Origin of the sequence: Allobosea sp. CS1GBMeth4, from assembly GCF_900185715.1 — a bacterium.
Classification (GTDB): Bacteria; Pseudomonadota; Alphaproteobacteria; order Rhizobiales; family Beijerinckiaceae; genus Allobosea.
Genome location: NZ_FYAS01000044.1, coordinates 1 through 20,791, shown reverse-complemented (window position 1 = coordinate 20,791; position 20,791 = coordinate 1). Strand labels below are relative to the sequence as shown.

The following is a 20,791-nucleotide window of genomic DNA, read 5'->3' as shown; positions in this document are numbered from 1 at the left end:
CTCCACACGTCCGGGGATGGTCGAACGAGCGCGTCAGGCGCTCACTCGATCACCTTCGGCACCATGAAGTAATGGTCCTCTGAGGCGGGCGCGTTCGCGACGATCTCGTCGGCGATCTCGCCGTCGTTCACGACGTCCTGGCGCTTCTTCATCACCATCGGCGTCACCGAGGTCATCGGCTCGACCCCGGAGACGTCGACCTCGGCCAGCTGCTCGACGAAGCCCAGGATGGCGTTGAGCTCGGCTTGCAGCTTCGGCACATCCGCATCATCGACGGCGATGCGCGAGAGATGCGCGACGCGTTTGACGGTGGCGGCGTCGACCGACATGGGCGGGGCTCCTGAAAGGATCGGCGCAGCGGCGCCGGCAGTGGTTCGCCAGCGCTATAGCGCGCGGGCACAAGGAAAGTAAGTAAGCGTTTATTGATCTGCGTGCGTCGTTGCGAGCGAAGCGAAGCAATCCGGGAGGATTGTCGAACCTTCCTGGATTGCGTCGTCGCTGTGCTCCTCGCAACGAGGGGGCGCGCTCAGATCGTCACCGCCCTGCCCTTCTCCGGCACCAGGGCCTCGATGCCGCTGCCCTTCAGCCCCTCGACGAAGGCGCCAGCATCCTTGGCGATGATCGGGAAGGAGCCGTAATGGCTCGGAATCGCGATCTTCGGCTTGACGAAGCGGGTCATCGCCAGCGCCGCCGTCTTCGCGCTCATCGTGAAGCGGTCGCCGATCGGGCAGATGCAGATCTCGACGCCGTGGATTTCCGCGAGCAGCGCCATGTCGGAGAAGATGTCGGTGTCGCCCATGTGCCAGAGCGTCTTCTCGCCGCGAGCCTTGACGATCGCGCCATTGGCGCTGCCGACCGGAACGGTCACGCCCGCCTCGCCCATGCCGGCGGAATGGTCGGCCCGGGTGAGCGTCACGGAGAAGGCGCCGAGATCGACGGTGCCGCCGGTGTTCATCGGCTGGAACGCCTTCAGCCCCTTGGAGGCGAGGTGCATGCACAGATCGTAATTGGTGATCACGGTGGCGTCGTTCGCCGCCGCGATGGCGAGCGAGTCGCCGACATGGTCGCCATGGCCATGGGTCACGACGATATGGCTGACGCCCCTGGCGGCTGCCGCGGCATCGCCCTCGAAGGCCGGGTTGCCGGTGAAGAACGGATCGATCAGGACCGAGGCGCCGGGCAGGTCGAGCCGAAAAGCCGAATGGCCGAACCAGGTGAGCTGCATGATGGTCTCCGTGACAGGCTGCGCCGGCACGGTATAGCCGGGCTGGCCGGCTCAATCGAGATGGGTGGTCGGTAGAGGTCGTTCCAATTGGGATTGGCGCGTTCGATCAGGGCGATTTTCCAAGCGCGGCGCCAATGCTTCATGCGCTTTTCGTGAGCGATGGCTTCACTCGGATCGGCGAAAGCCTCCGCGTAGACGAGCCGCATGACGCGATAACGCCGGGCGAATTCAGAACCGCGACCGTCGCGATGTTCGTCGACGCGCTTCGACAGAGAGTTCGTCACGCCGACATACAATGTGCCATTCTTCTGACTCGCGAGAATGTAGAGCCACATAACCCTACCCTAGTCGTCCCGGGCGAAGCGGCACAGCCGCGCAGACCCGGGACCCATGCCTGATGATAGCGAGATTGGCCTGACCGTCACAGCGCCGATCGCAACTGGATCAGTGTTCAGGCATGGGTCCCGGGTCTCCCTGCGGTCGCCCGGGACGACCAGTCTCTTCTGATCGAGGAGTTTTTCGATGACCGACGCAGCCACCCTCGCCCGCAGGATCGCCCAGGGGCGCGGCGACGAGCCTGCCGATCTCGTCATCCGCGGCGGGCAGATGCTCGACCTCGTCTCGGGCGATCTCGTTGCGACCGATATCGCTCTCTGCGGCGACTGCATCGTCGGCACCCATGGCCGCTACGAAGGCAAGAAGAGCTTCGACGCGACCGGGCTGATCGCGGTCCCCGGCTTCATCGACACGCATCTGCACGTCGAATCCTCGCTGGTCACGCCGCTCGAATTCGAGCGCTGCGTGCTGCCGCACGGCGTCACCACCGCGATCTGCGATCCGCACGAGATCGCCAACGTGCTCGGCGCCGAGGGCATCCGCTATTTCCTCGACTGCGCCGAGGTCATGCGCATGGACCTGCGCGTGCAGCTCTCCAGTTGCGTGCCGGCGACGCATCTGGAGACGGCGGGCGCGGCGCTGGAAGCGGCCGACCTCACCCCGTTCATGGACCATGCCAAGGTAATCGGGCTCGCCGAGTTCATGAACTTCCCAGGCGTCCTCCATCGCGACCCCGGCTGCCTCGCCAAGCTGGAAGCCTTCTCGCGGCGGCATATCGACGGCCATGCGCCGCTGGTGCGCGGGCATGACCTCAACGGCTATCTTTCCGCCGGCATCCGCACCGACCACGAGACGACGACCGCCGAGGAGGCCCGCGAAAAGCTCGCCAAGGGCATGGCGATCCTGATCCGCGAGGGCTCCGTCTCCAAGGATCTGCATGCGCTGATCCCGCTGATCAGCCGCGATGCCTCGCCCTTTCTCGCCTTCTGCACCGACGACCGCAATCCGCTCGACATCGCCGAGGAAGGCCATCTCGACCACATGATCCGCACCGCGATCGCGCGCGGCGCCGACATGCTCGCCGCCTATCGTATCGCCAGCCTCTCGGCGGCGCGGAATTTCGGCCTGTTCGATCGCGGCTTCATCGGTCCCGGCAAGCGCGCCGACATCGTGCTGGTCGATGACCTCGCCGCTTGCCGGGTCAGGCGGGTCTTCGCCGGCGGACGGCTGGTCGAGGACGCGCTGTTCGCCGACAGGAAGACCGTGCCGCCCGTAGGCCTCGGCAGCGTCCACAGCCGGCAGCTCGGCCCCGAGGATTTCGCGGTGCGGGCCCGCGACGGCGAGACCCCGGTGATCGGGGTCGTGCCGGGCCGGATCATCACCGAGCGTCTCGCCATGCGGCTGCCGCAGCGCGACGGCCTCGCCCTGCCCGATCTCGGGCGGGATGCGGTCAGGGTCACGGTGATCGAGCGCCATGGCCGCAGCGGCGGCATCGCCGGCGGCTTCGTCCATGGCTTCGGCATGAAGCATGGCGCCATCGCCTCCTCGGTCGGCCATGACAGCCACAATCTCTGCGTCGTCGGCGTCGACGAGGCCTCGATGGCGGCGGCGGCCAATCGGCTGATCGAGACCGGCGGCGGTTTCGCGGTGGCCGATGGCGGCGAGGTGACGGCCGATCTCGCCCTCCCGGTCGCCGGGCTGATGAGCGATCAGCCCTTCGAGACGGTGCGGCACGGCCTGGAGGCTCTGCGCGCGGCGGCCAAAGCGCTCGGCGTCGTGCTGGCCGAGCCCTTCCTGCAGGTCGCCTTCCTGACGCTGCCGGTGATCCCGCATCTGAAGATCACCGACAAAGGCCTTGTCGACGTTGACCGATTCGACTTCGTTTGAGCCTCGTCGTCATTCTCGGGCGAAGCGAAGCGCAGATCCGAGAATCTCATGACCAGAAGGCGCTGACCGGAGCCTTCTTTGGCCTGAGATGCTCGGGTCGAGCCCGAGCATGACGTGCTCTCTCAGAGATCGACCGCGATCCCCTCGGCCCGCGCCCTGGCCCGCAGGGCATAGCGCCGCATGCCGGGCAGCCGCGTGCCGGGCTGCTCCTCGATGGCGCCCGCCAGGGTCCTCATGCGCTCGCTGAACCAGTTGCCGCCCATGCCCGCCGGATCGATGGCGAGGATGAGCTGGCCGGTGTCGGGCGGGCCGCCCTGGTCGTCGAGGAAGGACGAGGCCTGGAAGGCGAAATGCGTGCCGACCAGCGCGGCCGCGAGAATCTCGACCATCATGGCGAGCGTCGCGCCCTTGGCGTCGCCGAGCGGCACCATGGTGCCGGCGAGCGCGGCGGCCGGATCGGTGGTCGGATGGCCGGCGGCGTCGAGCGCCCAGCCTTCCGGGATCGTCTCGCCCTTCTGCCTGGCGGCGACGATCGGTCCGCGCGCGACCTTGGACAGGGCCATGTCGATCACCAGCGGCTCGCGGCCCGGCAGCGGCGCGGCGAAGGCGATCGGATTGGTGCCGAAGACCGGCCTGGCGCCGCCCCAGGGCGCGATCGCTCCCGGCGTGTTGGCGAAGAGCAACGCCACCAGCCCCTGCTCCGCCAGCCGCTCGACATGCAGGCCGGCGGCGCCGCAATGGTTCGAGCGGCGGATCGGCGCGGCGGCGATGCCCTGGCTGCGGGCGATCTCGGGCAGTTCGATCACAGCGAGGTCGATGGCCGGGTAGGCGAAGCCATGGGCGGCGTCGATCGCGAGCACGCCGGGCCTGGGCTGGCGCGCGATCGGCACGGCAAGGCCATCGATCTTGCCGGCACGCAGCATGGAGAGATAGGTCGGGACGCGCGAGAGGCCATGGCCCTTCAGCCCGTCCGCCTCGGCCATGACGAGCGCCAGCGCGACCGAGGCGGCGTTGGCGGGCGAGGCGCCGGCGGCGATGAAGAGGTCGGCGACCTTCTGCTCGGCCTGCTCGAGCGACAGCCGGGTCATGCCCGCCCCTCCAGCGCCGCCATCACCCGCTCGGCGACGAGGCCGGAGACGCGGCCGTTCGATTCCACGGTATTTCCGGCGATATGCGGCGTCAGGATCAGGTTGGGCGTGCCGGCGAAGAGTTTTGCGCCATCGGACTTCAGCGGCTCCTGCTCGAAGACGTCGAGCGCCGCGCCGCCGAGGCGCCCGCCCTTCAACGCCGCGACCAGCGCCGCCTCGTCCATGATGCCGCCGCGGGCCGCGTTGATCAGGATGGCGTCGGGCTTCATCCTGGCGAAGGCGGCCTCGCCGATCAGCCCGCGCGTCTCCGGCGTCAGCGGCAGATGGATCGAGATCACGTCCGAGGTCGAGAGCAGCGGGTCGAGGTCGAGCCTCTCGATACCATGCCAGACCGGCGCCTCGGCCGGCACGTAGGGGTCGTAGGCCGCGACCGTCATGCCGAGCGCCCGGGCGTGCCGCGCCAGGTCACGCGCGATCGCGCCGAAGCCGACGAGCCCGATGCGCTTGCCGGCGATCTCGCGGCCGATCAGCTTCGTCTTGGGAAACTCCCCGGCGAGCATCGCCGCATTGGCGAAATAGGCTCCGCGCAGCAGCGCCATCGCCGTGCCGATCACGTATTCGACCACGGAGAGGCTGTTGGCGCCGGTCGCGGGGAAGACCTGGATGCCGCGCGCGGCACAGGCCTCCATGTCGATATTGTCGAGCCCGACGCCGAGGCGGCCGACGACCTGGAGCTTCTTCGCCGCGGCCAGAACGGCGCCGCGGAGCTGCGTCTGGTTGCGCACGATCAGGGCCGGGATGTCCGCCACCAGCCGCGCCAGCTCGTCCGGCCTGCCGAACAGCTCCGGATCGTGATGCACGCTGTAGCGGGCCTTCAGTGCCGCCACCGCCGCCTCGTCCATGAATTCCGTAATGACGATGTCGGTCATGGCAAGATCCGCCGTGGGTTCGGTCAACCGAGCAGGAGGAGCCCGCTCGTGGCGACGACGAGGATGACGAGGCTCGTGCCGGTGACCACGGCGAGGTGCCGCCAGCCGAGCCGCGCCATCGCCGCGATCGAGGTGCCGAGGCCGAGCGCCGCGATCGCGATCAGCAAGCCCCAGCGCGAGGCTTCGAGCAAGACGCCGCGCAGCGGCTGGTAGAAGCCGGCCAGCGCCGGCTGCGTGGCGAGCACGCTGTTCACCAGGCACATGATCAGGAAGACGAAGGCGAAGACCGGGACGGGCACCTTCGCCTGGCCGTGCTCGCCGCCATGGCGCGTCAGCCACCAGCCGACGATCAGCACCGAGGGCAGCAGCAGGAAGACCCGGAACAGCTTGACGATCACCGCCGCGTTCGCCGCCTCGTCGGAAACGGCCTGGCCGGCGCCGACGACCTGTGCGACGTCGTGGATGGTGGCGCCCAGCATCACCCCCGTCTGCTGCTGCGAGAGGCCGAGCCAGGCGCAGAGCAGCGGATAGGCCAGCATCGCGACCGTCGCGAGCACGTTCATGGCGATCACGGTGAAGGCGGTGTCGGCGGCCTTGTCGCGATAGTCGGGGACGACGGTCGCGGTTGCGAGCGCGGCCGAGGCGCCGCAGACCGCGGTGGCGACGCCGCCGAGCGCTCCGACGCCCGGCTCGCGGCCGAGCAGGCGTGCCAGAGCGAAGCCGGTGACGACAGTCGCCGCCATCGAGAGGATGACGAGCAGCGCTGTGCTCAGGCCGAGCGCGACGATATCCCCGAGCGCGACGCGCAGGCCGAGCAGCGCGATCGCCCAGCGCAGCAGCTTCTTGACGCAGAAGGTCATGCCCGAGGCGAAGCGCGTCGTGTTCGCGAGCGGGTGCAGCACCATGCCGATCACCAGGGCGATGACCACGGCGGGGATGCCGACGCGCCCGCCGGCGAGCTGCTTCAGCACAGGCTCGGCCAGGACGGAGGCGAGCGCCACCGCGGTCGACAGCGCGATGCCCGGCAGCAGCGGGCCGAGCCCTCTGGTCAGGCGCAAGGCGGCTGCTTCGGTCATGACGTCAGATCGATCCGGTACATAAGCCGTTCCTCGGGCCCGTAGAACGGCGCGACGAAGCTCTCGACGAAGCGCCCGCCATTCTTCTCGATGATCCGCCGCGAGGCCGCATTGGCGCTGTCGCAGGTGATGCTGACATATGGCAGGCCGACGGCGCGCGCCTCCGAGAGCATGCCCGCGAGCGCCGCGCTGGCGTAGCCGCGCCCGGAATGCTCCGGCAGGACGGTGTAGCCGATATGGCCGAGCACATGCACCGGCAGGGCGGTCACCGGCCTGCCGGCCTCGTCCTCCTGCCAGCGCAGGTTGATATGGCCGACGAAGCACGGCTCGGGCCGGTCCGTGGCGACGATCCAGCGGATGATGTCGGGCAGGCGCGCGACCTCGCTGCCGTCGTGCAGGCGGATCGTGCCGCCGCGCCCGTTCAGCCTGGCGAGGAAGGCGTCGGGATCGGCCGCGATCGCCGCGAGCTGCTCGGGCGCGACGTTGCGGACGGTGTTGGGGGACCAGCCCGCCTCCAGCGCCCGGATATAGGCGGGCAGCACCTCCCGCCCCGGCGCATGCAGTGAAACGATCCCGTCCGACACCCTGTCCCGCTCCGTCGCGTCCGGAGGCCGTGCGCCTCAGGCGCTGCGATATAGCTTGGTCATCGAGAATTCGCGATGGCCGAGCGCCTCGGAAGCCGTCAGGCGGCCATTCGCCGTACGCACGATGGTCTCGATCAGCGCATCGCCCGCCTGGGGAATGGTCAGGTCGCGGCGCAGGATGCCGGAGACGTCGAGATCGATATGCTCCGGCATGGTGCGGATGGTCTTCGGATTGCCGCTGATCTTGATGACCGGAACGATCGGGTTGCCGATGACGTTGCCCTGCCCGGTCGGAAAGGTGTGCACGACATAGCCGCCGGCGGCCATCAATGTCACGCACTCCGCCGCCGCCGAGGAGGTGTCCATGTAATACAGGCCCGGCCCGCTCGCGGGCGTCTCCGCCGGCGCGAGGATGTCGATGAACCTGCACTCGCGGCCGATCTTCTCGAGATTGCCGAGCGCCTTCTCCTCGATCGTGGTCAGGCCGCCGGCGATATTGCCCTTGGTCGGCTGCGAATCGGAGAGGTCGTCGGTCTTGTGCGCCTCGATGACCTCGTCCTGGTAGGCCTTCCACATCTTGTACCAGCGCTCGCCGAGTTCGGGCGTCGCCGCGCGGGCCTTGCACAGATGCTCGGCCCCGGTGATCTCCGAGGTCTCGCCGAAGACGCCGTAGATGCCGCGCGGAATCCACTTGTCGTACATGTTGCCGACCGTCGGGCAGGAGGACAGGCCGGTCGTGGTGTCCGACTCACCGCATTTGGTCGAGACCCAGAGCTCCTCGATGCCGCATTTCACCCGCGGCAGCTCGCTCGCCCATTGCACGAACTCCTTGGCGACATAGGAGGCCCTGGCGATGGTGGCGATGTCGCCATGCCCCTCGATGCCGAAGCCGACCACCGGCTTGCCCGTGCCGGCGATGCCGTCCACGACGCGCTTCGTCCAGCCGTCCTCGATGCCGATGACGACGACGGCAGCGACATTGGGATTCGAGCCCGTGCCGATCAGCGTGCGGAAATGCAGGTCGAGATCCTCGCCGAACTGCAGGCGGCCATAGGCATGCGGGATCGCGAGCGTGCCCTTGATGTTGTTGGCGACGGCCTCGCAGGCGGCGTTGGAGAGATCGTCGAGCGGCAGCAGCAGTACATGGTTGCGCACGCCGACGCGGCCGTTCTCGCGGCGCCAGCCCGTGAAGGAATCGAGGCTGCGGCCGGTCGGGCGCCTGACGATGGGCGCCTTGAATTCGGGCGCCTCGATCTTGCGGCCCTTCACCCGGGCGAGCTTGCCTTTGGCGAGGTCGAAATTGGCGACGATGGAGGACATCACGGTTTCCTGGAGGTTGGCGGCTCGACCCTGGAGGGAGCCTCGAAGTCGGGATGGAGGAAGGTTGGAGCCGGATCCGGCCGGGTTGCTTCGACCCGGTCCGTACGGCCTCCGGCGCTCACCAGCGCTTGGTCCTGACATTGTGGACGTGGAGATGCTCGCCCTTGCCGATATCGGCGGTCGCCTTGCCGACGTCCTGGCCGTATTTCCAGATCGTGTCGCCCTTCTTGATGTCCCTGAGCGCGACCTTGTGGCCGATCGGGATGTCCATCTTGGCGGTCAGGCGGAAGTCGGAATTGTCGTGAGTGACGACGCCGAGCATGTCGGTGCCGGCCTTCAGCCCCTCGACGACGACGACGCCGACCGTGTCCTTCTTCTCGTGCACCAGCAGATGCGGCTTGCTCATGGCGGGCTCCCTGACCGTTCCCGGTGATCTCCACGGCGCGCCGCTCGCGAAATCGGGCTCGACGTGGCTGGCGCCAAGTCTTATATAAGACATATGAGTGTGCACAAGCTCGAAATCGCAAAGCCGCCGCGCGAGCCGGACACGCCCGAAACGCTCGGTTTCCGGCCGCTCTATCGTCAGGTGAAGGCGATCTTCGTGCGCAGGCTGGTCGACGGGGTCTGGGCGCCGGGAGCAGCGCTGCCGAGCGAGGGACAGCTCGCCGCCGAGATCGGGGTCAGCCAGGGGACGGTCCGCAAGGCGCTCGACGAGCTCGCCGCCGAGAACCTCGTGGTGCGGCGCCAGGGCCGCGGCACCTTCGTCGCCGAGCATGACGAACGCCGCATCCTGTTCCAGTTCTTCAAGCTGGCGCCCGACCGCGGCGAACCGCGCTTTCCCGACAGCGTCGTCCTCTCGGTGACGACCGGTTCCGCCGACGAGGCGGAGCGCGCAGCGCTCGACCTCGCCGAGGGCGCCACGGTCGTTCGCATCCGGCGGCTGCGCTCGTTCGACGGCGCGCCGCTGATCGTCGAGACGCTGAGCCTGCCCGAACAGCTGTTCCCCGACCTGTCGCAGGGGCCGATTCCGAACAATCTCTATGCGCTCTATGCCGGCCGTTACGGCATCACCGTCGCCAATGCCCGCGAGCGACTGAAGGCGGTGGCGCTGGGGCCCGACGACGCCGCCGCGCTCGGCGTGGCGGCGGGTGAGCCGGCATTGCAGATCGACCGCATCGCCCTTTCGCTCGACGGAAACCCCGTCGAACGCAGGCTCAGCCTGTGCCTGACCGAGGAGGTCCACTACCTGTCCGACCTTCGCTGACCCCCCTCGCCTGCGCGCACCCCGTTTCGGCCGATCGCCGAATCCGACGTGCAGGCAGGCTGTTGCCCGACATTTCCAATGTTTCGCTCGAAACGAGCGGCCAGAGACGAGGATTGAAGACCGAGGATTTCGACCAAGCCGACGCAGAGCGGCGCCATACCGGAGGACACGAATGATCATGCATTTTCGCAGGTTCCTCACGACGCGCCGCGGCGCCCTGGCCGGATTGTTCCTGCTGGGATTCGGCCCACCGGCCCTGGCACAGGGCTTTCCGAGCAAACCGGTCACGCTGATCGTTCCCTTCGCAGCCGGCGGGCCGAGCGACGTGATCGCGCGCCTGCTCGGCGAGCATATGGGCCGTACGCTCGGCCAGCAGATCGTGGTCGAGAACATCGCCGGCGCCGGCGGGACCGCCGGTGCCAAGCGGCTCGTCACGGCGACGCCCGACGGCTACACGCTGCTGATCCACCATCTGGCGCTGGCGGCGGCGCCGGCGCTCTACAGCAATCTCGGCTACGAGACGCAGACCGCCTTCGCCCCGGTCGGCCTGGTCAACACCGGCCCGATGGTGATCGCCGGCAAGCTCGCCTTGCCGCCGGTCGACGGCAAGGCCTTCTTCTCCTATGCGAAGCAGCAGGCCGAGAAGCTCACCGTCGCCCATGCCGGCGTCGGCTCGAACGCGCATCTGTGCGCCGTCCTGATCTCGCAGGCGCTCGGGGCGAAATTCCCGCAGGTCGCCTATCGCGGCACCGGGCCGGCGATGAACGATCTCGTCGGCGGCCAGGTCGACGTGCTCTGCGACCAGTCGACCACGGCGGTGCCGCAGATCCTGTCGGACAAGATCCGCGCCTATGCCGTGACCTCGCCGGAGCGGCTCGGCGTGCTTCCGAACGTCCCGACCTCGCGCGAGGCCGGGACTGAGATCGACATGACGATCTGGCACGGCCTCTACGCTCCGAAGGGAACGCCTGCCGCAGCGCTCGACAAGCTCAACGGCGCCTTGCAGGCGGCGCTGAAGGACCCTGCCGTGCTCGAGCGCTTCAAGGCGGTCGGCACCAGCGCCTTCCCGCCAGCCGACTGGACCCGGGAGGCCCACGCCAGGCGCTTCGCGGCCGAGGTCGCGAAATGGGGGACGGCTCTGAAGGCCGCCGGCCTGACGCCGCAAACCGTCAACTGAGCCGCGGGCCGCTCGCCTGCACGGGCGGCCCGTGCTACCGGCCCAGGATGACAGGCAATCTCGTCACCCTCGACCAGTTCCTCGCCCTGCCCGAGCGGGCTCGCCTGCTCGGGCTCGATCTCGGCACCAAGACGATCGGCCTCGCCCTCTCCGACGTCGAGCGCCGGATCGCGACGCCGCTCCAGACCATCCAGCGCGTCAAGTTCAGGCAGGATGCCGCGGCGCTGCTGAAGATCGCCGACCTGCACGCCATCGCCGGGCTCGTCATCGGCCTGCCGCTCAACATGGACGGCAGCGAGGGCCCGCGCGCGCAGTCGACCCGCGCCTTCGTGCGCAACCTCGCGCCGCTGACGGCTTTGCCGATCGTGTTCTGGGACGAGCGGATGTCGACGCTCGCCGTCACGCGCACCTTGCTGGACGCCGATGCCTCCCGGGCCCGGCGCGCCGCCGTCGTCGACAAGATGGCGGCCGCCTATATCCTGCAAGGCGCGCTCGACCGGCTCGCGCGCCTTGGCTCGGATGCGAGCGACCGCGAGGAAGACTTTCCCGGGCCGGTCAGGGAATGACGTAGCCGCGCTTGATCGCCTTCTTCTGCGCGTCGCGGTGATTCTTGAGCGCCTGCTTCTGTTCCTCGATGGTCATGCGGTTGACCGGATTGCCGCGGCCATAGCCGCCACCGTAGCCGCCGCCATAGCCATAATCGCCACGATAGCCGCGGTCGCGCCGGCCCTGGTCGTAGCCGCGATCATAGCCCCGGTCATAGCCGCTGCGCCGGCCATAGCCGTCATCGTAATAATACTGGGCCATTGCGGCGCCGGAACAGAACACCGCCAGGGCGGCCGCACCGCAGCCGGACAGCAGCGTCTTGAACGAGGGCATCATCGTCTTTCTCCAGGGTCGGCAACGCGACGGCCCCGGAATCGGGGTCGATCGCTGCCGCAGGCCACGAAAAGGGCCGCTGCCATCGTTCGACGGCAGCAGCCCTGAAAGCCTAGACGGCAGGCGTTCAGAATGAATTAAGGCTAAATGCCCGGGCAAGCTTCAGCGGTAGCTGCCGCCTGCCGGGTCCCGAATGTTGTCGGGATAGTAGCCGTAGTAGCGCGGCGCGTAATAGCGGCGCGGCGCGACATAGACCGGCTCCTCGTAGACATAGCGCGGGGCGTAGCCGTAATCGTAGTCGTAACCATAGACAGGCTCGGCATAGGCGGGACGGCTCGCCGCAATCGCGGCGGCGCCAAGGAGGCCGAGGCCGACACCGGCCGCGACCGCTGCTCCGCGATTGCTGCGCCAGCCGCGCCGGTAATACTGCGTATAGTCGGCCTGCGCGGCGTCGAGGCGGCTCTTGTCGAAGCCGATCGGACGGCCCTCGCCTGCCGTCGCAGGCGCCAGGCCTGCCGCCAGAATGCTGCCGGTGACGGCGAGCGTCACGAGAAGCCGGCTCTTTCCGAGATCTGACATGACATTCTCCTGTCGGCGGAGGACCGCCTTGACGCCCGATCTAGCCCGCCGCGCTTGAACTGGGCCTGAACCGATCGCGGCCAAATTGCGACCGGTCTGGAACGCATGAGCAGGGAAAGAGTTCCTCTCCCGCTCGAGACAGCGAACGATTACAGGCGCTTAGCTCTGGCCGACAGATCGCTGGATGCGCTCGCTCCGTCGGATCTTCAGGGGCGGCGCGACAGGGCGCCGCCGGCGTGGCGCTGCACGACGCCTTCGAGCTCGAGTTCGAGGACGAGGCGGCTGACCTCGCGCACGCTCCTGCCGCTGGCGCGCACGAGATCGTCGAGCGGCAGCGGCGTCGCGCCGATCAGGTCGAGCAGGCTGGCGCGCGGGGCGTCATCGCCTGGAAGCGCCTCCGGCTGCCCGGCTTCGCCGTCCTGCAGATCGGCTTTCGGAGGCGGCGGCACCTCCGGCAGGTCGAGTTCGTCCCAGAGCGCCTGCCGCCCGCGCGGCGGATCGCCGTCTTCGCACGCCAGCATCGGAGCTGGGCGGAACAGGTCGGGCCGCCGGAGCATCGGCGCGAGCGCGTCGACGACATGGGCGGTCTCGGCACAGAGGATCGCGCCCTCTCGGATCAGATGATTGCCGCCTTCCGCACGCGGGTCGAGCGGCGAACCGGGGACGGCAAAGACCTGGCGGCCCTGCTCGTTGGCGAAGCGGGCGGTGATCAGCGACCCCGACTTGCGGGCGGCCTCGACCACCACGGTTCCGAGCGCCAGGCCGGAAACCAGCCGGTTGCGGCGCGGAAAGTCGCGCCCGCGCGGCACCCAGCCGAGCGGCATCTCGCTCACCCCGGCACCACGCGCGCGGATGCGCTCCAGCAAGGCGATGTTCTGCGGCGGGGAGACCTCGTCGAGACCGCCCGCCAGCACCGCGACCGTGCCGCTCTCCAGGCTCGCCTGATGAGCGGCTGTGTCGATGCCGCGCGCCAGGCCGGACACCACGACGAAGCCGGCCTCGCCCAGTTCGCGGGCCAGCGTCGCCGTGAACTTCAGCCCCGCCGCCGAGGCGTTGCGCGAGCCGACCAGCGCGACGCATGGGCGGTTCAGCACGCCCGGATCGCCCTCGACCGCGATCAGCGGCGGCGCCGAATCGATCGCCTGCAGCGGGACGGGATAGACCGGCTCGCCCAGCGCGATCAGATGGGCGCCGCGCCGGCGCAGCGCTTCGAGCTCCCGCTCCGCCTCGGCGGCCGTGCACAATCTGAGCGTTCGCCCGGCCTGGCGGGCGATGTCGGGCAGGGCGTCGAGCGCCTCCGCGACGCCGCCGCAGCGATTGACCAGCATGCGGAACGTCCGCGGGCCGACGCTCTCGCTGCGGATCAGGCGGAGCCAGTCGAGTCGCTGCCGGTCGTCGAGCGCGAAACCGGCCATCGGCATTCAGCCCTTCTGCCCGATCTTGCCTTCCCGGCCGGTCAGCAGCCTGGCGATGTTCTCGCGATGCATGAACCAGAGCAGCACTGCGAGGACCGCCATCAGGCCGGCCATCTGCACGTCGCGGACCCAGAACCAGAGCAGAAGCGGGGTGAGCAGGCTCGCGACCAGGGCCGAAAGCGAGGAATACCTGGTCAGATAGGCGATGCTGATCCAGATCGCGGCGAAGATCAGCGCGATCGAGCCCTTGAGGCCGATCAGGATACCGAGGAAGGTCGCGACGCCCTTGCCGCCCTTGAAGCGCAGCCAGACCGGAAAGAGATGGCCGAGGAAGGCGCCGAGGCCGGCCGCGAGCGCCGCGCCCTTGCTGCCGAGCAGCCAGCCGGCCATGAGGACCGCGGCGGTGCCCTTCAGCATGTCTCCGACCAGCGTCAGCGCGGCCAATTTCTTGTTGCCGGTGCGCAGGACGTTGGTGGCGCCGATGTTGCCGGAGCCGATCGTGCGCAGATCCGGCCCGCCGGAGAGGCGCGTCAGGATGATGCCGAAGGGGATCGAGCCGAGCAGATAGCCGAGGACGAGGGCGGCAAGGCTCACCGGGCCCGAATACGCCCAGCCGAACGTCTCAGCCATGCAACCTCCCCTGCCCGCCACGCAACGAGCTTACGCGGCTTCGCTGCGATACACCACCATGCCGCCGACCCAGGTCGCCTGCACCAGCCCCTGCAGCCGGGCCTCGTCGAAGGGCGAGTTCTTGGCGCGCGATTTGAGCTTGCGCTTGTCGACGACGAACGGCGCGTCGATGTCGATCAAGGCGAGGTCGGCCGGCGCGCCGACCGCGAGGCGGCCGCAACCGAGGCCGAGCAGGTCGGCCGGGCGGCTCGACAGCGCGGCGAACAGGAACGGCAATCCGACCTGCCCGCCATGGTAGAGCCTGAGCGCCGCCGGCAGCAGCGTCTCGATCCCGAGCGCGCCATTGGCGGCCTCCGCGAAGGGCTGGCGCTTGGTTTCGACGTCCTGAGGATCGTGATCGGAGACGATGACGTCGATCAGCCCCTCGGCGATCGCCTCGATCAGCGCGAGCCGGTCGTCCTCATGCCGCAGCGGCGGCGAGACCTTGCAGAAGGTGCGGTATTCGCCGACGTCGTTCTCGTTCAGCGAGAGATTGTTGATCGAGACGCCGCAGGTGACCCTGAGCCCCGCCTCCTTGGCGCGGCGGACCAGATCGAGTGAGTCCGCGCAGGAGATCATGGCGGCGTGATAACGGGCGCCGCTGGCGCGGGCGAGGCGGATGTCGCGCTCGAGCATCACCGTCTCCGCCTCGAGCGGGATGCCGGGCAGGCCCTTGCGGCTGGCGAACTCGCCCTCGTTCATCACGCCGACGCCGCGCAGGTCGGGGTCCTCGACGTGATTCATCAGCAGCGCGTCGAAATCGCGGGCATAGATCATGGCGCGGCGCATCACCTGCGGATTACGCACGCCGCTGGCGCCGTCGCTGAAGCCGACCGCCCCGGCCTCGAGCAGCAGTCCGAACTCGGTGATCTCCTTGCCGGCGAGCCCCTTGGTCAGGGCCGCCGCCGGCAGCACGTTGACGATCGCCTTGTCGCGGGCCCGGCGCCTGATGAAGTCGATGACGGACGGATCGTCGATCGGCGGATCGGTGTCGGGGCGGCAGATCACCGTGGTGACGCCGCCGGCCGCGGCGGCCTGCGAGCCGGTCCCGAGCGTCTCCCGGAACTCGGCGCCGGGCTCGCCGAGGAAGGCGCGCAGATCGACGAGGCCGGGCGCCAGGACGAGACCGTCCGCCTCCTCGACCTCGACGTCCCCCGGCAGAGCCGGGCGATCCCCGCCCCAGTGGATTGCGGCGATCAGCCCGTCCCGGACCAGGACGCTGCCCACGCCCTCGCGGCCCGAGGCCGGATCGACCAGACGCGCGCCGATGATCGCAAGCCCGCTGCTCTCAGCCATCGTTACGCTCGACCTCGTTCCCGCGCGCGCGGCGCTGCATGAAGACCTGATGCCAGAACCCGACCAATCCCCAGACGCCGACGCAGAGCAGCGCGCCGATGAGCGCGATCAGCCAGGTCCAGGCGGAGCGCGGCTCGGCATAGGCGAAGCCGGCGACGACCAGGAGATAGAGGCCGACGAAGACGATCCTCGCCCGGCGCATCTGACGCAGCAGCCAGGCGAGGAAGAGCTCCATCGGGCTCAACCATTGGGGAGGTGCTGCGCGAGCGCATCGAGCACTGCCATGCGGACGGCGACGCCCATCTCGACCTGCTCGCGGATCAGCGATTGGGCGCCGTCGGCGACTTCGGACGAGATCTCGACGCCGCGATTCATCGGGCCGGGATGCATGACGAGCGCATCCGGAGCCGCCAGCGACAGCTTCTCGCGGTCGAGGCCGAAATAGCGGAAATATTCCTTCGAGGACGGCACGAAGGCGCCGTTCATCCGCTCGAGCTGCAGGCGCAGCATCATGACGATGTCGGCGCCCTCCAGCCCCTGCTTCATGTCGTGGAAGACCTCGACCCCCATGCGCTCGACGCCGGTCGGCAGCAGGGTCGACGGTGCGATCAGCCGCACCTTGGCGCCGAGTGCGCCGAGCAGGATGATGTTGGAGCGGGCGACGCGCGAATGCAGGATGTCGCCGCAGATCGCCACGGTGAGCCCGGCGATGCGGCCCTTGTTGCGGCGGATCGTCAGCGCGTCGAGCAAGGCCTGGGTCGGATGCTCGTGAGCGCCGTCGCCGGCATTGACCACGGAGCAGTCGACCTTGCGGGCAAGCAGGGCGACGGCGCCGGCGGCGTGATGCCGCACCACCAGGATATCGGGCCGCATCGCATTCAGCGTCGCGGCGGTATCGATCAGCGTCTCGCCCTTCTTCACCGAGGACGAGCCGACCGACATGTTCATCACGTCGGCGCCGAGGCGCTTGCCGGCGAGCTCGAACGAGGCCTGTGTGCGGGTCGAGGGCTCGAAGAAAAGGTTGATCTGGGTTCGGCCGCGCAGCGTCGCCGTCTTCTTCTCGATCTGGCGCGAGAGGGCGACATAGGTCTCGGCGCGCTCGAGGAGCGCCTCGATATCCAGATGCGACAGCCCCTCGATCCCGAGAAGGTGGCGGTGCGGATAGAGCGGTGCGGACGATGTCATTTGAAGACCGCTGTTTAGGGGCGAGTCGTGGCAGGCGCAAGGCGAGTCCGGCCGGCGATCCCGCCAGGACTGTTGCAATTGTGCCGCGATCCCCATTTGACAGCGGCAGCGCGCTGAACCACTTTCGCGCGCAATCCGAAACCGCCCGCTGGGGCTGCCGCGAGCCCCTCGTCGGCGTGCTGATCATCGGCACGTCGGCTGGGAGCGGATGTTCGCCTATGAGATTTGAAGCGCCATGAAGCTCCTCGTCGTCGAGTCGCCGGCCAAGGCCAAGACGATCAATAAATATCTGGGCTCCGATTACGAGGTCATCGCCTCGTTCGGGCATATCCGGGACCTGCCGGCGAAGGACGGGTCGGTCGATCCCGACAAGGACTTCGCCATGGTCTGGGAGACCGAGGGCCGCGGCGCCAAGCAGGTCGCCGAGATCGCGCGCGCCGCGAAGAACGCCGAAAAGGTCATCCTCGCCACCGACCCCGATCGCGAGGGCGAGGCGATTTCCTGGCACGTGCTCGAGGCGCTGAACCAGAAGCGCGTGCTCAAGGGCATTCCGGTCGAGCGCGTCACCTTCAACGCGGTGACCAAGGACGCCGTGCAGAAGGCGCTCGCCAATCCCCGTCCGATCGACCAGGCGCTGGTCGATGCCTATCTGGCGCGCCGCGCGCTCGACTATCTCGTCGGCTTCACGCTCTCGCCGGTGCTGTGGCGCAAGCTTCCCGGCGCCCGCTCGGCCGGGCGCGTGCAATCGGTGGCGCTGCGCCTGGTCTGCGACCGCGAGCGCGAGATCGAAGCCTTCCGGGCCCGCGAATACTGGTCGCTCACCGCGACGCTCGCGACAAAGGCCGGCGCGACCTTCGACGCCAAGCTGGTCGGGGCCGACGGCAAGAAGATCACCCGGCTCGATATCGGCACCGGCGCCGAGGCGGAGGCCTTCAAGGCGGCGCTCGACGATGCGACCTTCACGGTCGCCGAGGTCGAGGCCAAGCCGGTCAAGCGCCATCCCTATCCGCCGTTCCAGACCTCGACGCTGCAGCAGGAAGCCTCGCGCAAGCTCGGTATGGCGCCGGCCCGCACCATGCAGGTGGCGCAGCGGCTCTACGAAGGCGTCGATATCGGCGGCGAGACGGTCGGCCTGATCACCTATATGCGAACGGACGGCGTCGACATGGACGGCTCGGCGATCGCGGCGGCGCGGCGCGTCATCGGCAAGGAGTTCGGCGACAATTACGTGCCCGACGTGCCGCGCAAATATACGGTGAAGGCCAAGAACGCGCAGGAGGCGCACGAGGCCATCCGCCCGACCGACCTGTCGCGCCTGCCGGCCATGGTCGCCCGGCATCTCGAACCCGAGCAGGCCAGGCTCTACGAGCTGATCTGGAAGCGCACCATCGCGAGCCAGATGGAATCGGCGGCGCTCGAGCGCACCACGGTCGATATCGCGGCCCGGGTCGGCGCCCGCCATCTCGATCTGCGCGCCACGGGCCAGGTCGTGCTCTTCGACGGTTTCCTCACACTCTATCAGGAGAGCCGCGACGACGAGGAGGACGAGGACTCCCGGAAGCTGCCGGCGATGAAGGCCGGCGATCCGCTGGAGAAGCGCGCCATCGCCGCCGAGCAGCACTTCACCGAGCCGCCGCCGCGCTTCTCGGAAGCCAGCCTGGTCAAGCGCATGGAGGAGCTCGGGATCGGCCGCCCCTCGACCTATGCCGCGACGCTCGCGACCCTGCGCGACCGGGAATATGTCCGCATCGAGAAGAAGCGGCTCGTGCCCGAGGACAAGGGCATGCTGGTCACGGCGTTCCTCGAATCCTTCTTCAAGCGCTATGTCGAGTTCGACTTCACGGCGAGCCTCGAGGAGAAGCTCGACCTGGTCTCCAGCGGCGATGTCGACTGGAAGGCGCTGCTGCGCGAGTTCTGGGAGGAGTTCACCAGGGCGATCGGCGAGACCAAGGAGCTGCGCGTCGGCGATGTCCTGGAAGCGCTGAACGGCATTCTCGGCGAGCATGTCTTCCCGCCGCGGGCCGATGGCGGCGACCCGCGCCGCTGCCAGGTCTGCGGCACGGGCACGCTCTCGCTCAAGCTGGGCAAGTTCGGCGCCTTCGTCGGCTGCTCGAACTATCCCGAATGCCGCTTCACCCGGCCGCTCAGCGCCTCCGCCGTCGACGGCGAGGCCTCCGCCGAGGGCGGGCAGACGCAGAACGGCGTGCGCATTCTCGGCAAGGACCCGGCCACCGATCAGGAGGTCAGCGTCCGCGACGGCCGCTTCGGGCCCTATGTCCAGCTCGGCGAGGGCGAGAAGCCGAAGCGGGCCAGCCTGCCGAAGGGCGAAGGCGCGGCCTCGCTCGGCCTCGAGCGGGCGCTCGCCTTGCTCTCGCTGCCGCGCGAGGTGGCGAGGCATCCGACCAGCGGCGAGCCGATCCTCGCCGGCATCGGCCGCTACGGGCCTTACGTCCAGCACGGCAAGACCTACGCCAATCTCGACAAGGGCGACGACGTGCTCGACATCGGCGCCAACCGGGCGATCGACCTGATCGTCGCCAAGGAGAGCGGCGCGGGCGGACGCCGCTTCGGCGGCGCCGCGGCGACGCCGGGGCGCGATCTCGGCGAGCACCCGCAAGGCGGCAAGATGGAGGTCAGGGCCGGGCGCTACGGGCCCTATATCGCCTGGGGCAAGATCAACGCCACCCTGCCGAAATCGATGACGCAGGAGAGCGTCACGCCCGAGCAGGCGATCGAGCTGGTCAACGCCAGGGCCGCGGCGGGCGGCGGCGCCAAGGCCAAGTCCAGACCGAGCGGCAAGGCATCGGCCGCCAAGGCGCCGGCGAAGGGCAAGGCCAAGGCGAAGGCCGCGGCGCCGAGGAAGGCCGCCGCGAAGGAATAGGGCATCGCCCGTCCAGGCCGCGCCGGCACTCGGCCGGCAGCGCAGGGGCGGCTCCGAATCGCCATCGCAGGCCGGCATTTCCGGCTCTCCATCGCGGGGCGAGTCGCCCTGCGGGAATGCCACCTCGCTATGCTCGTAACGCGCGACGAAACCGGTCCGGATTAACTCTGGATTCAAGGGCTCTCGCTATGTTGCAGCGCCGCAATCAATAGCGGCCTGCGAGGGGACATCATGAAATCCATCAGGACCCAGATTCTGGGGCTGATCGCGATCGTCGCGGCCGGCGCCTTGGTTGCACTCGGCTGCGCATTGCTGGCGATGATGCGCATCGACACGATGAACGAGCGCTCGTCACAGCAGAATCACATCGCCCTCGCCGCCGAACGCCTCAATGCCGCGGTCAATCTGGTCGTGGCCGATTCCTATCTGGTCTACACCGCCCGCAACCCGCATTTCGCCAATATCGCAGCGACGACGGTCGAAGCCGGCCTGACCAAGGTCGAGGAGCGCCGCAAGGACCTCGCCAACCTCGTTCCCGCCGCAGAGCGCGACCGCATGGAGAAGATCAGCGGGCTCATCGCCGAATTCGTCGGCATCCGGCTCGAGACGACCCGCATGGTGCGCGAGATATCCGCCCGCGCCGCCGAGGCCTGGGGCAATAGCGACGCCAGCAAGAAGAACCGGGCGGCGCTGCAGGAGGAGCTCTCCTCGCTCAGCAGCTTCAACGAGACGCGCGCGAACGAGGTCGATGCGGAAGCGAGCGCCTTCTCGGGACAGGTGCGCACCTGGCTGCCGGTCGCGCTCATCCTGGTGCTCGGAGGCGCGATCACGGGCGCGCTGGCCTTCTCGCGCCGCTCGATCATTCGGCCGCTGGTCGATCTCGGGGGGACGATGAGCCGGCTGACGGCGGGCGAGACGCAGGTCGAGGTTCCCCATACCGGGCGGCGCGACGAGATCGGCGAGATGGCGCGGGCTGTGGCGGTTCTGCGCCAGAGCACCGA

At 68.8% G+C, this 20,791-nt stretch carries 22 protein-coding genes; 6 read left to right on the top strand and 16 right to left on the bottom strand.

The features are described 5' to 3' along the window. Positions 1-41: 41 nt before the first annotated feature. The 3 genes from gatC to CS1GBM4_RS21935 form a co-directional block, all read right to left on the bottom strand. Complete coding sequence (gatC, locus tag CS1GBM4_RS21945; protein ID WP_186420894.1) at positions 42-329, bottom strand: Asp-tRNA(Asn)/Glu-tRNA(Gln) amidotransferase subunit GatC; 288 nt, start codon at positions 327-329, stop codon at positions 42-44. A gap of 197 nt (positions 330-526) precedes the next feature. Further along, a complete protein-coding gene (locus CS1GBM4_RS21940; protein ID WP_186420893.1) occupies positions 527-1,225 on the bottom strand; it encodes a metal-dependent hydrolase in 699 nt (232 codons plus the stop codon). Further along, positions 1,162-1,560, bottom strand: a complete 399-nt coding sequence (locus CS1GBM4_RS21935) for a GIY-YIG nuclease family protein (RefSeq protein ID WP_186420892.1) — start codon at positions 1,558-1,560, stop codon at positions 1,162-1,164. The genes CS1GBM4_RS21940 and CS1GBM4_RS21935 overlap by 64 nt, the downstream gene beginning before the upstream one ends. Positions 1,561-1,747: 187 nt before the next feature. Here CS1GBM4_RS21935 and ade point away from each other — a divergent pair, with 187 nt between their 5' ends. Further along, positions 1,748-3,448 carry an adenine deaminase gene (ade, locus tag CS1GBM4_RS21930; RefSeq protein WP_186420891.1) on the top strand — a complete coding sequence of 567 codons (1,701 nt, stop codon included), beginning with the start codon at positions 1,748-1,750 and terminating at the stop codon, positions 3,446-3,448. A gap of 122 nt (positions 3,449-3,570) precedes the next feature. Here ade and CS1GBM4_RS21925 read toward each other — a convergent pair whose 3' ends face one another. The 6 genes from CS1GBM4_RS21925 to CS1GBM4_RS21900 all read right to left on the bottom strand — a co-directional run bounded on the left by CS1GBM4_RS21925 (position 3,571) and on the right by CS1GBM4_RS21900 (position 8,851). Next, positions 3,571-4,536, bottom strand: coding sequence for an Ldh family oxidoreductase (locus tag CS1GBM4_RS21925; RefSeq protein WP_186420890.1), 966 nt, complete (start codon positions 4,534-4,536; stop codon positions 3,571-3,573). Next, complete coding sequence (locus CS1GBM4_RS21920) at positions 4,533-5,465, bottom strand: hydroxyacid dehydrogenase (protein ID WP_186420889.1); 933 nt, start codon at positions 5,463-5,465, stop codon at positions 4,533-4,535. The genes CS1GBM4_RS21925 and CS1GBM4_RS21920 overlap by 4 nt, the downstream gene beginning before the upstream one ends. Positions 5,466-5,488: 23 nt before the next feature. Next, positions 5,489-6,541: a putative sulfate exporter family transporter gene (locus CS1GBM4_RS21915; RefSeq protein WP_186420888.1), complete on the bottom strand. Its 1,053-nt coding sequence runs from the start codon at positions 6,539-6,541 to the stop codon at positions 5,489-5,491. After that, positions 6,538-7,125 carry a GNAT family N-acetyltransferase gene (locus tag CS1GBM4_RS21910; protein ID WP_244607349.1) on the bottom strand — a complete coding sequence of 196 codons (588 nt, stop codon included), beginning with the start codon at positions 7,123-7,125 and terminating at the stop codon, positions 6,538-6,540. Before CS1GBM4_RS21910 ends, CS1GBM4_RS21915 begins: the two co-directional genes overlap by 4 nt. Positions 7,126-7,161: 36 nt before the next feature. After that, positions 7,162-8,445: a UxaA family hydrolase gene (locus CS1GBM4_RS21905; protein WP_186420887.1), complete on the bottom strand. Its 1,284-nt coding sequence runs from the start codon at positions 8,443-8,445 to the stop codon at positions 7,162-7,164. A 118-nt stretch (positions 8,446-8,563) separates the two neighbouring features. Then, complete coding sequence (locus CS1GBM4_RS21900) at positions 8,564-8,851, bottom strand: UxaA family hydrolase (RefSeq protein WP_186420886.1); 288 nt, start codon at positions 8,849-8,851, stop codon at positions 8,564-8,566. 99 nt (positions 8,852-8,950) lie between these two features. Here CS1GBM4_RS21900 and CS1GBM4_RS21895 point away from each other — a divergent pair, with 99 nt between their 5' ends. The 3 genes from CS1GBM4_RS21895 to ruvX all read left to right on the top strand — a co-directional run bounded on the left by CS1GBM4_RS21895 (position 8,951) and on the right by ruvX (position 11,452). After that, positions 8,951-9,709, top strand: coding sequence for a GntR family transcriptional regulator (locus CS1GBM4_RS21895; RefSeq protein ID WP_244607348.1), 759 nt, complete (start codon positions 8,951-8,953; stop codon positions 9,707-9,709). 172 nt (positions 9,710-9,881) lie between these two features. Next, on the top strand, positions 9,882-10,886 hold the full coding sequence (locus CS1GBM4_RS21890) for a tripartite tricarboxylate transporter substrate-binding protein (protein ID WP_244607347.1): 1,005 nt from the start codon (positions 9,882-9,884) through the stop codon (positions 10,884-10,886). A 47-nt stretch (positions 10,887-10,933) separates the two neighbouring features. Further along, on the top strand, positions 10,934-11,452 hold the full coding sequence (gene ruvX, locus CS1GBM4_RS21885) for a Holliday junction resolvase RuvX (RefSeq protein ID WP_186420884.1): 519 nt from the start codon (positions 10,934-10,936) through the stop codon (positions 11,450-11,452). Here ruvX and CS1GBM4_RS21880 read toward each other — a convergent pair. The 7 genes from CS1GBM4_RS21880 to CS1GBM4_RS21850 form a co-directional block, all read right to left on the bottom strand. Beyond that, a complete protein-coding gene (locus tag CS1GBM4_RS21880; protein ID WP_186420883.1) occupies positions 11,442-11,768 on the bottom strand; it encodes a hypothetical protein in 327 nt (108 codons plus the stop codon). The two genes, ruvX and CS1GBM4_RS21880, sit on opposite strands and share 11 nt — an antisense overlap. 159 nt (positions 11,769-11,927) lie before the next feature. After that, positions 11,928-12,344, bottom strand: coding sequence for a hypothetical protein (locus tag CS1GBM4_RS21875; RefSeq protein WP_186420882.1), 417 nt, complete (start codon positions 12,342-12,344; stop codon positions 11,928-11,930). Between the two features lie 206 nt (positions 12,345-12,550). Beyond that, on the bottom strand, positions 12,551-13,765 hold the full coding sequence (dprA, locus tag CS1GBM4_RS21870; protein WP_186420881.1) for a DNA-processing protein DprA: 1,215 nt from the start codon (positions 13,763-13,765) through the stop codon (positions 12,551-12,553). Continuing rightward, positions 13,766-14,389, bottom strand: coding sequence for a glycerol-3-phosphate 1-O-acyltransferase PlsY (gene plsY, locus CS1GBM4_RS21865; protein ID WP_186420880.1), 624 nt, complete (start codon positions 14,387-14,389; stop codon positions 13,766-13,768). A 30-nt stretch (positions 14,390-14,419) separates the two neighbouring features. After that, the gene (gene pyrC / locus CS1GBM4_RS21860) at positions 14,420-15,724 is read right to left on the bottom strand and encodes a dihydroorotase (protein ID WP_186420879.1); all 1,305 of its coding nucleotides are present in this window, start codon (positions 15,722-15,724) and stop codon (positions 14,420-14,422) included. Continuing rightward, positions 15,717-15,959: a hypothetical protein gene (locus CS1GBM4_RS21855; RefSeq protein WP_186420878.1), complete on the bottom strand. Its 243-nt coding sequence runs from the start codon at positions 15,957-15,959 to the stop codon at positions 15,717-15,719. Before CS1GBM4_RS21855 ends, pyrC begins: the two co-directional genes overlap by 8 nt. Before the next feature lie 5 nt (positions 15,960-15,964). Then, positions 15,965-16,909, bottom strand: a complete 945-nt coding sequence (locus CS1GBM4_RS21850; protein WP_186420877.1) for an aspartate carbamoyltransferase catalytic subunit — start codon at positions 16,907-16,909, stop codon at positions 15,965-15,967. Positions 16,910-17,144: 235 nt separating this feature from the next. Between CS1GBM4_RS21850 and topA the strand changes: the two genes are divergently transcribed. Both topA and CS1GBM4_RS21840 read left to right on the top strand, forming a co-directional pair. Beyond that, the gene (gene topA, locus CS1GBM4_RS21845; RefSeq protein WP_186420876.1) at positions 17,145-19,790 is read left to right on the top strand and encodes a type I DNA topoisomerase; all 2,646 of its coding nucleotides are present in this window, start codon (positions 17,145-17,147) and stop codon (positions 19,788-19,790) included. A gap of 231 nt (positions 19,791-20,021) precedes the next feature. Continuing rightward, on the top strand, positions 20,022-20,791 hold a 770-nt coding region (locus CS1GBM4_RS21840; RefSeq protein ID WP_186420875.1), incomplete at its 3' end, for a HAMP domain-containing protein.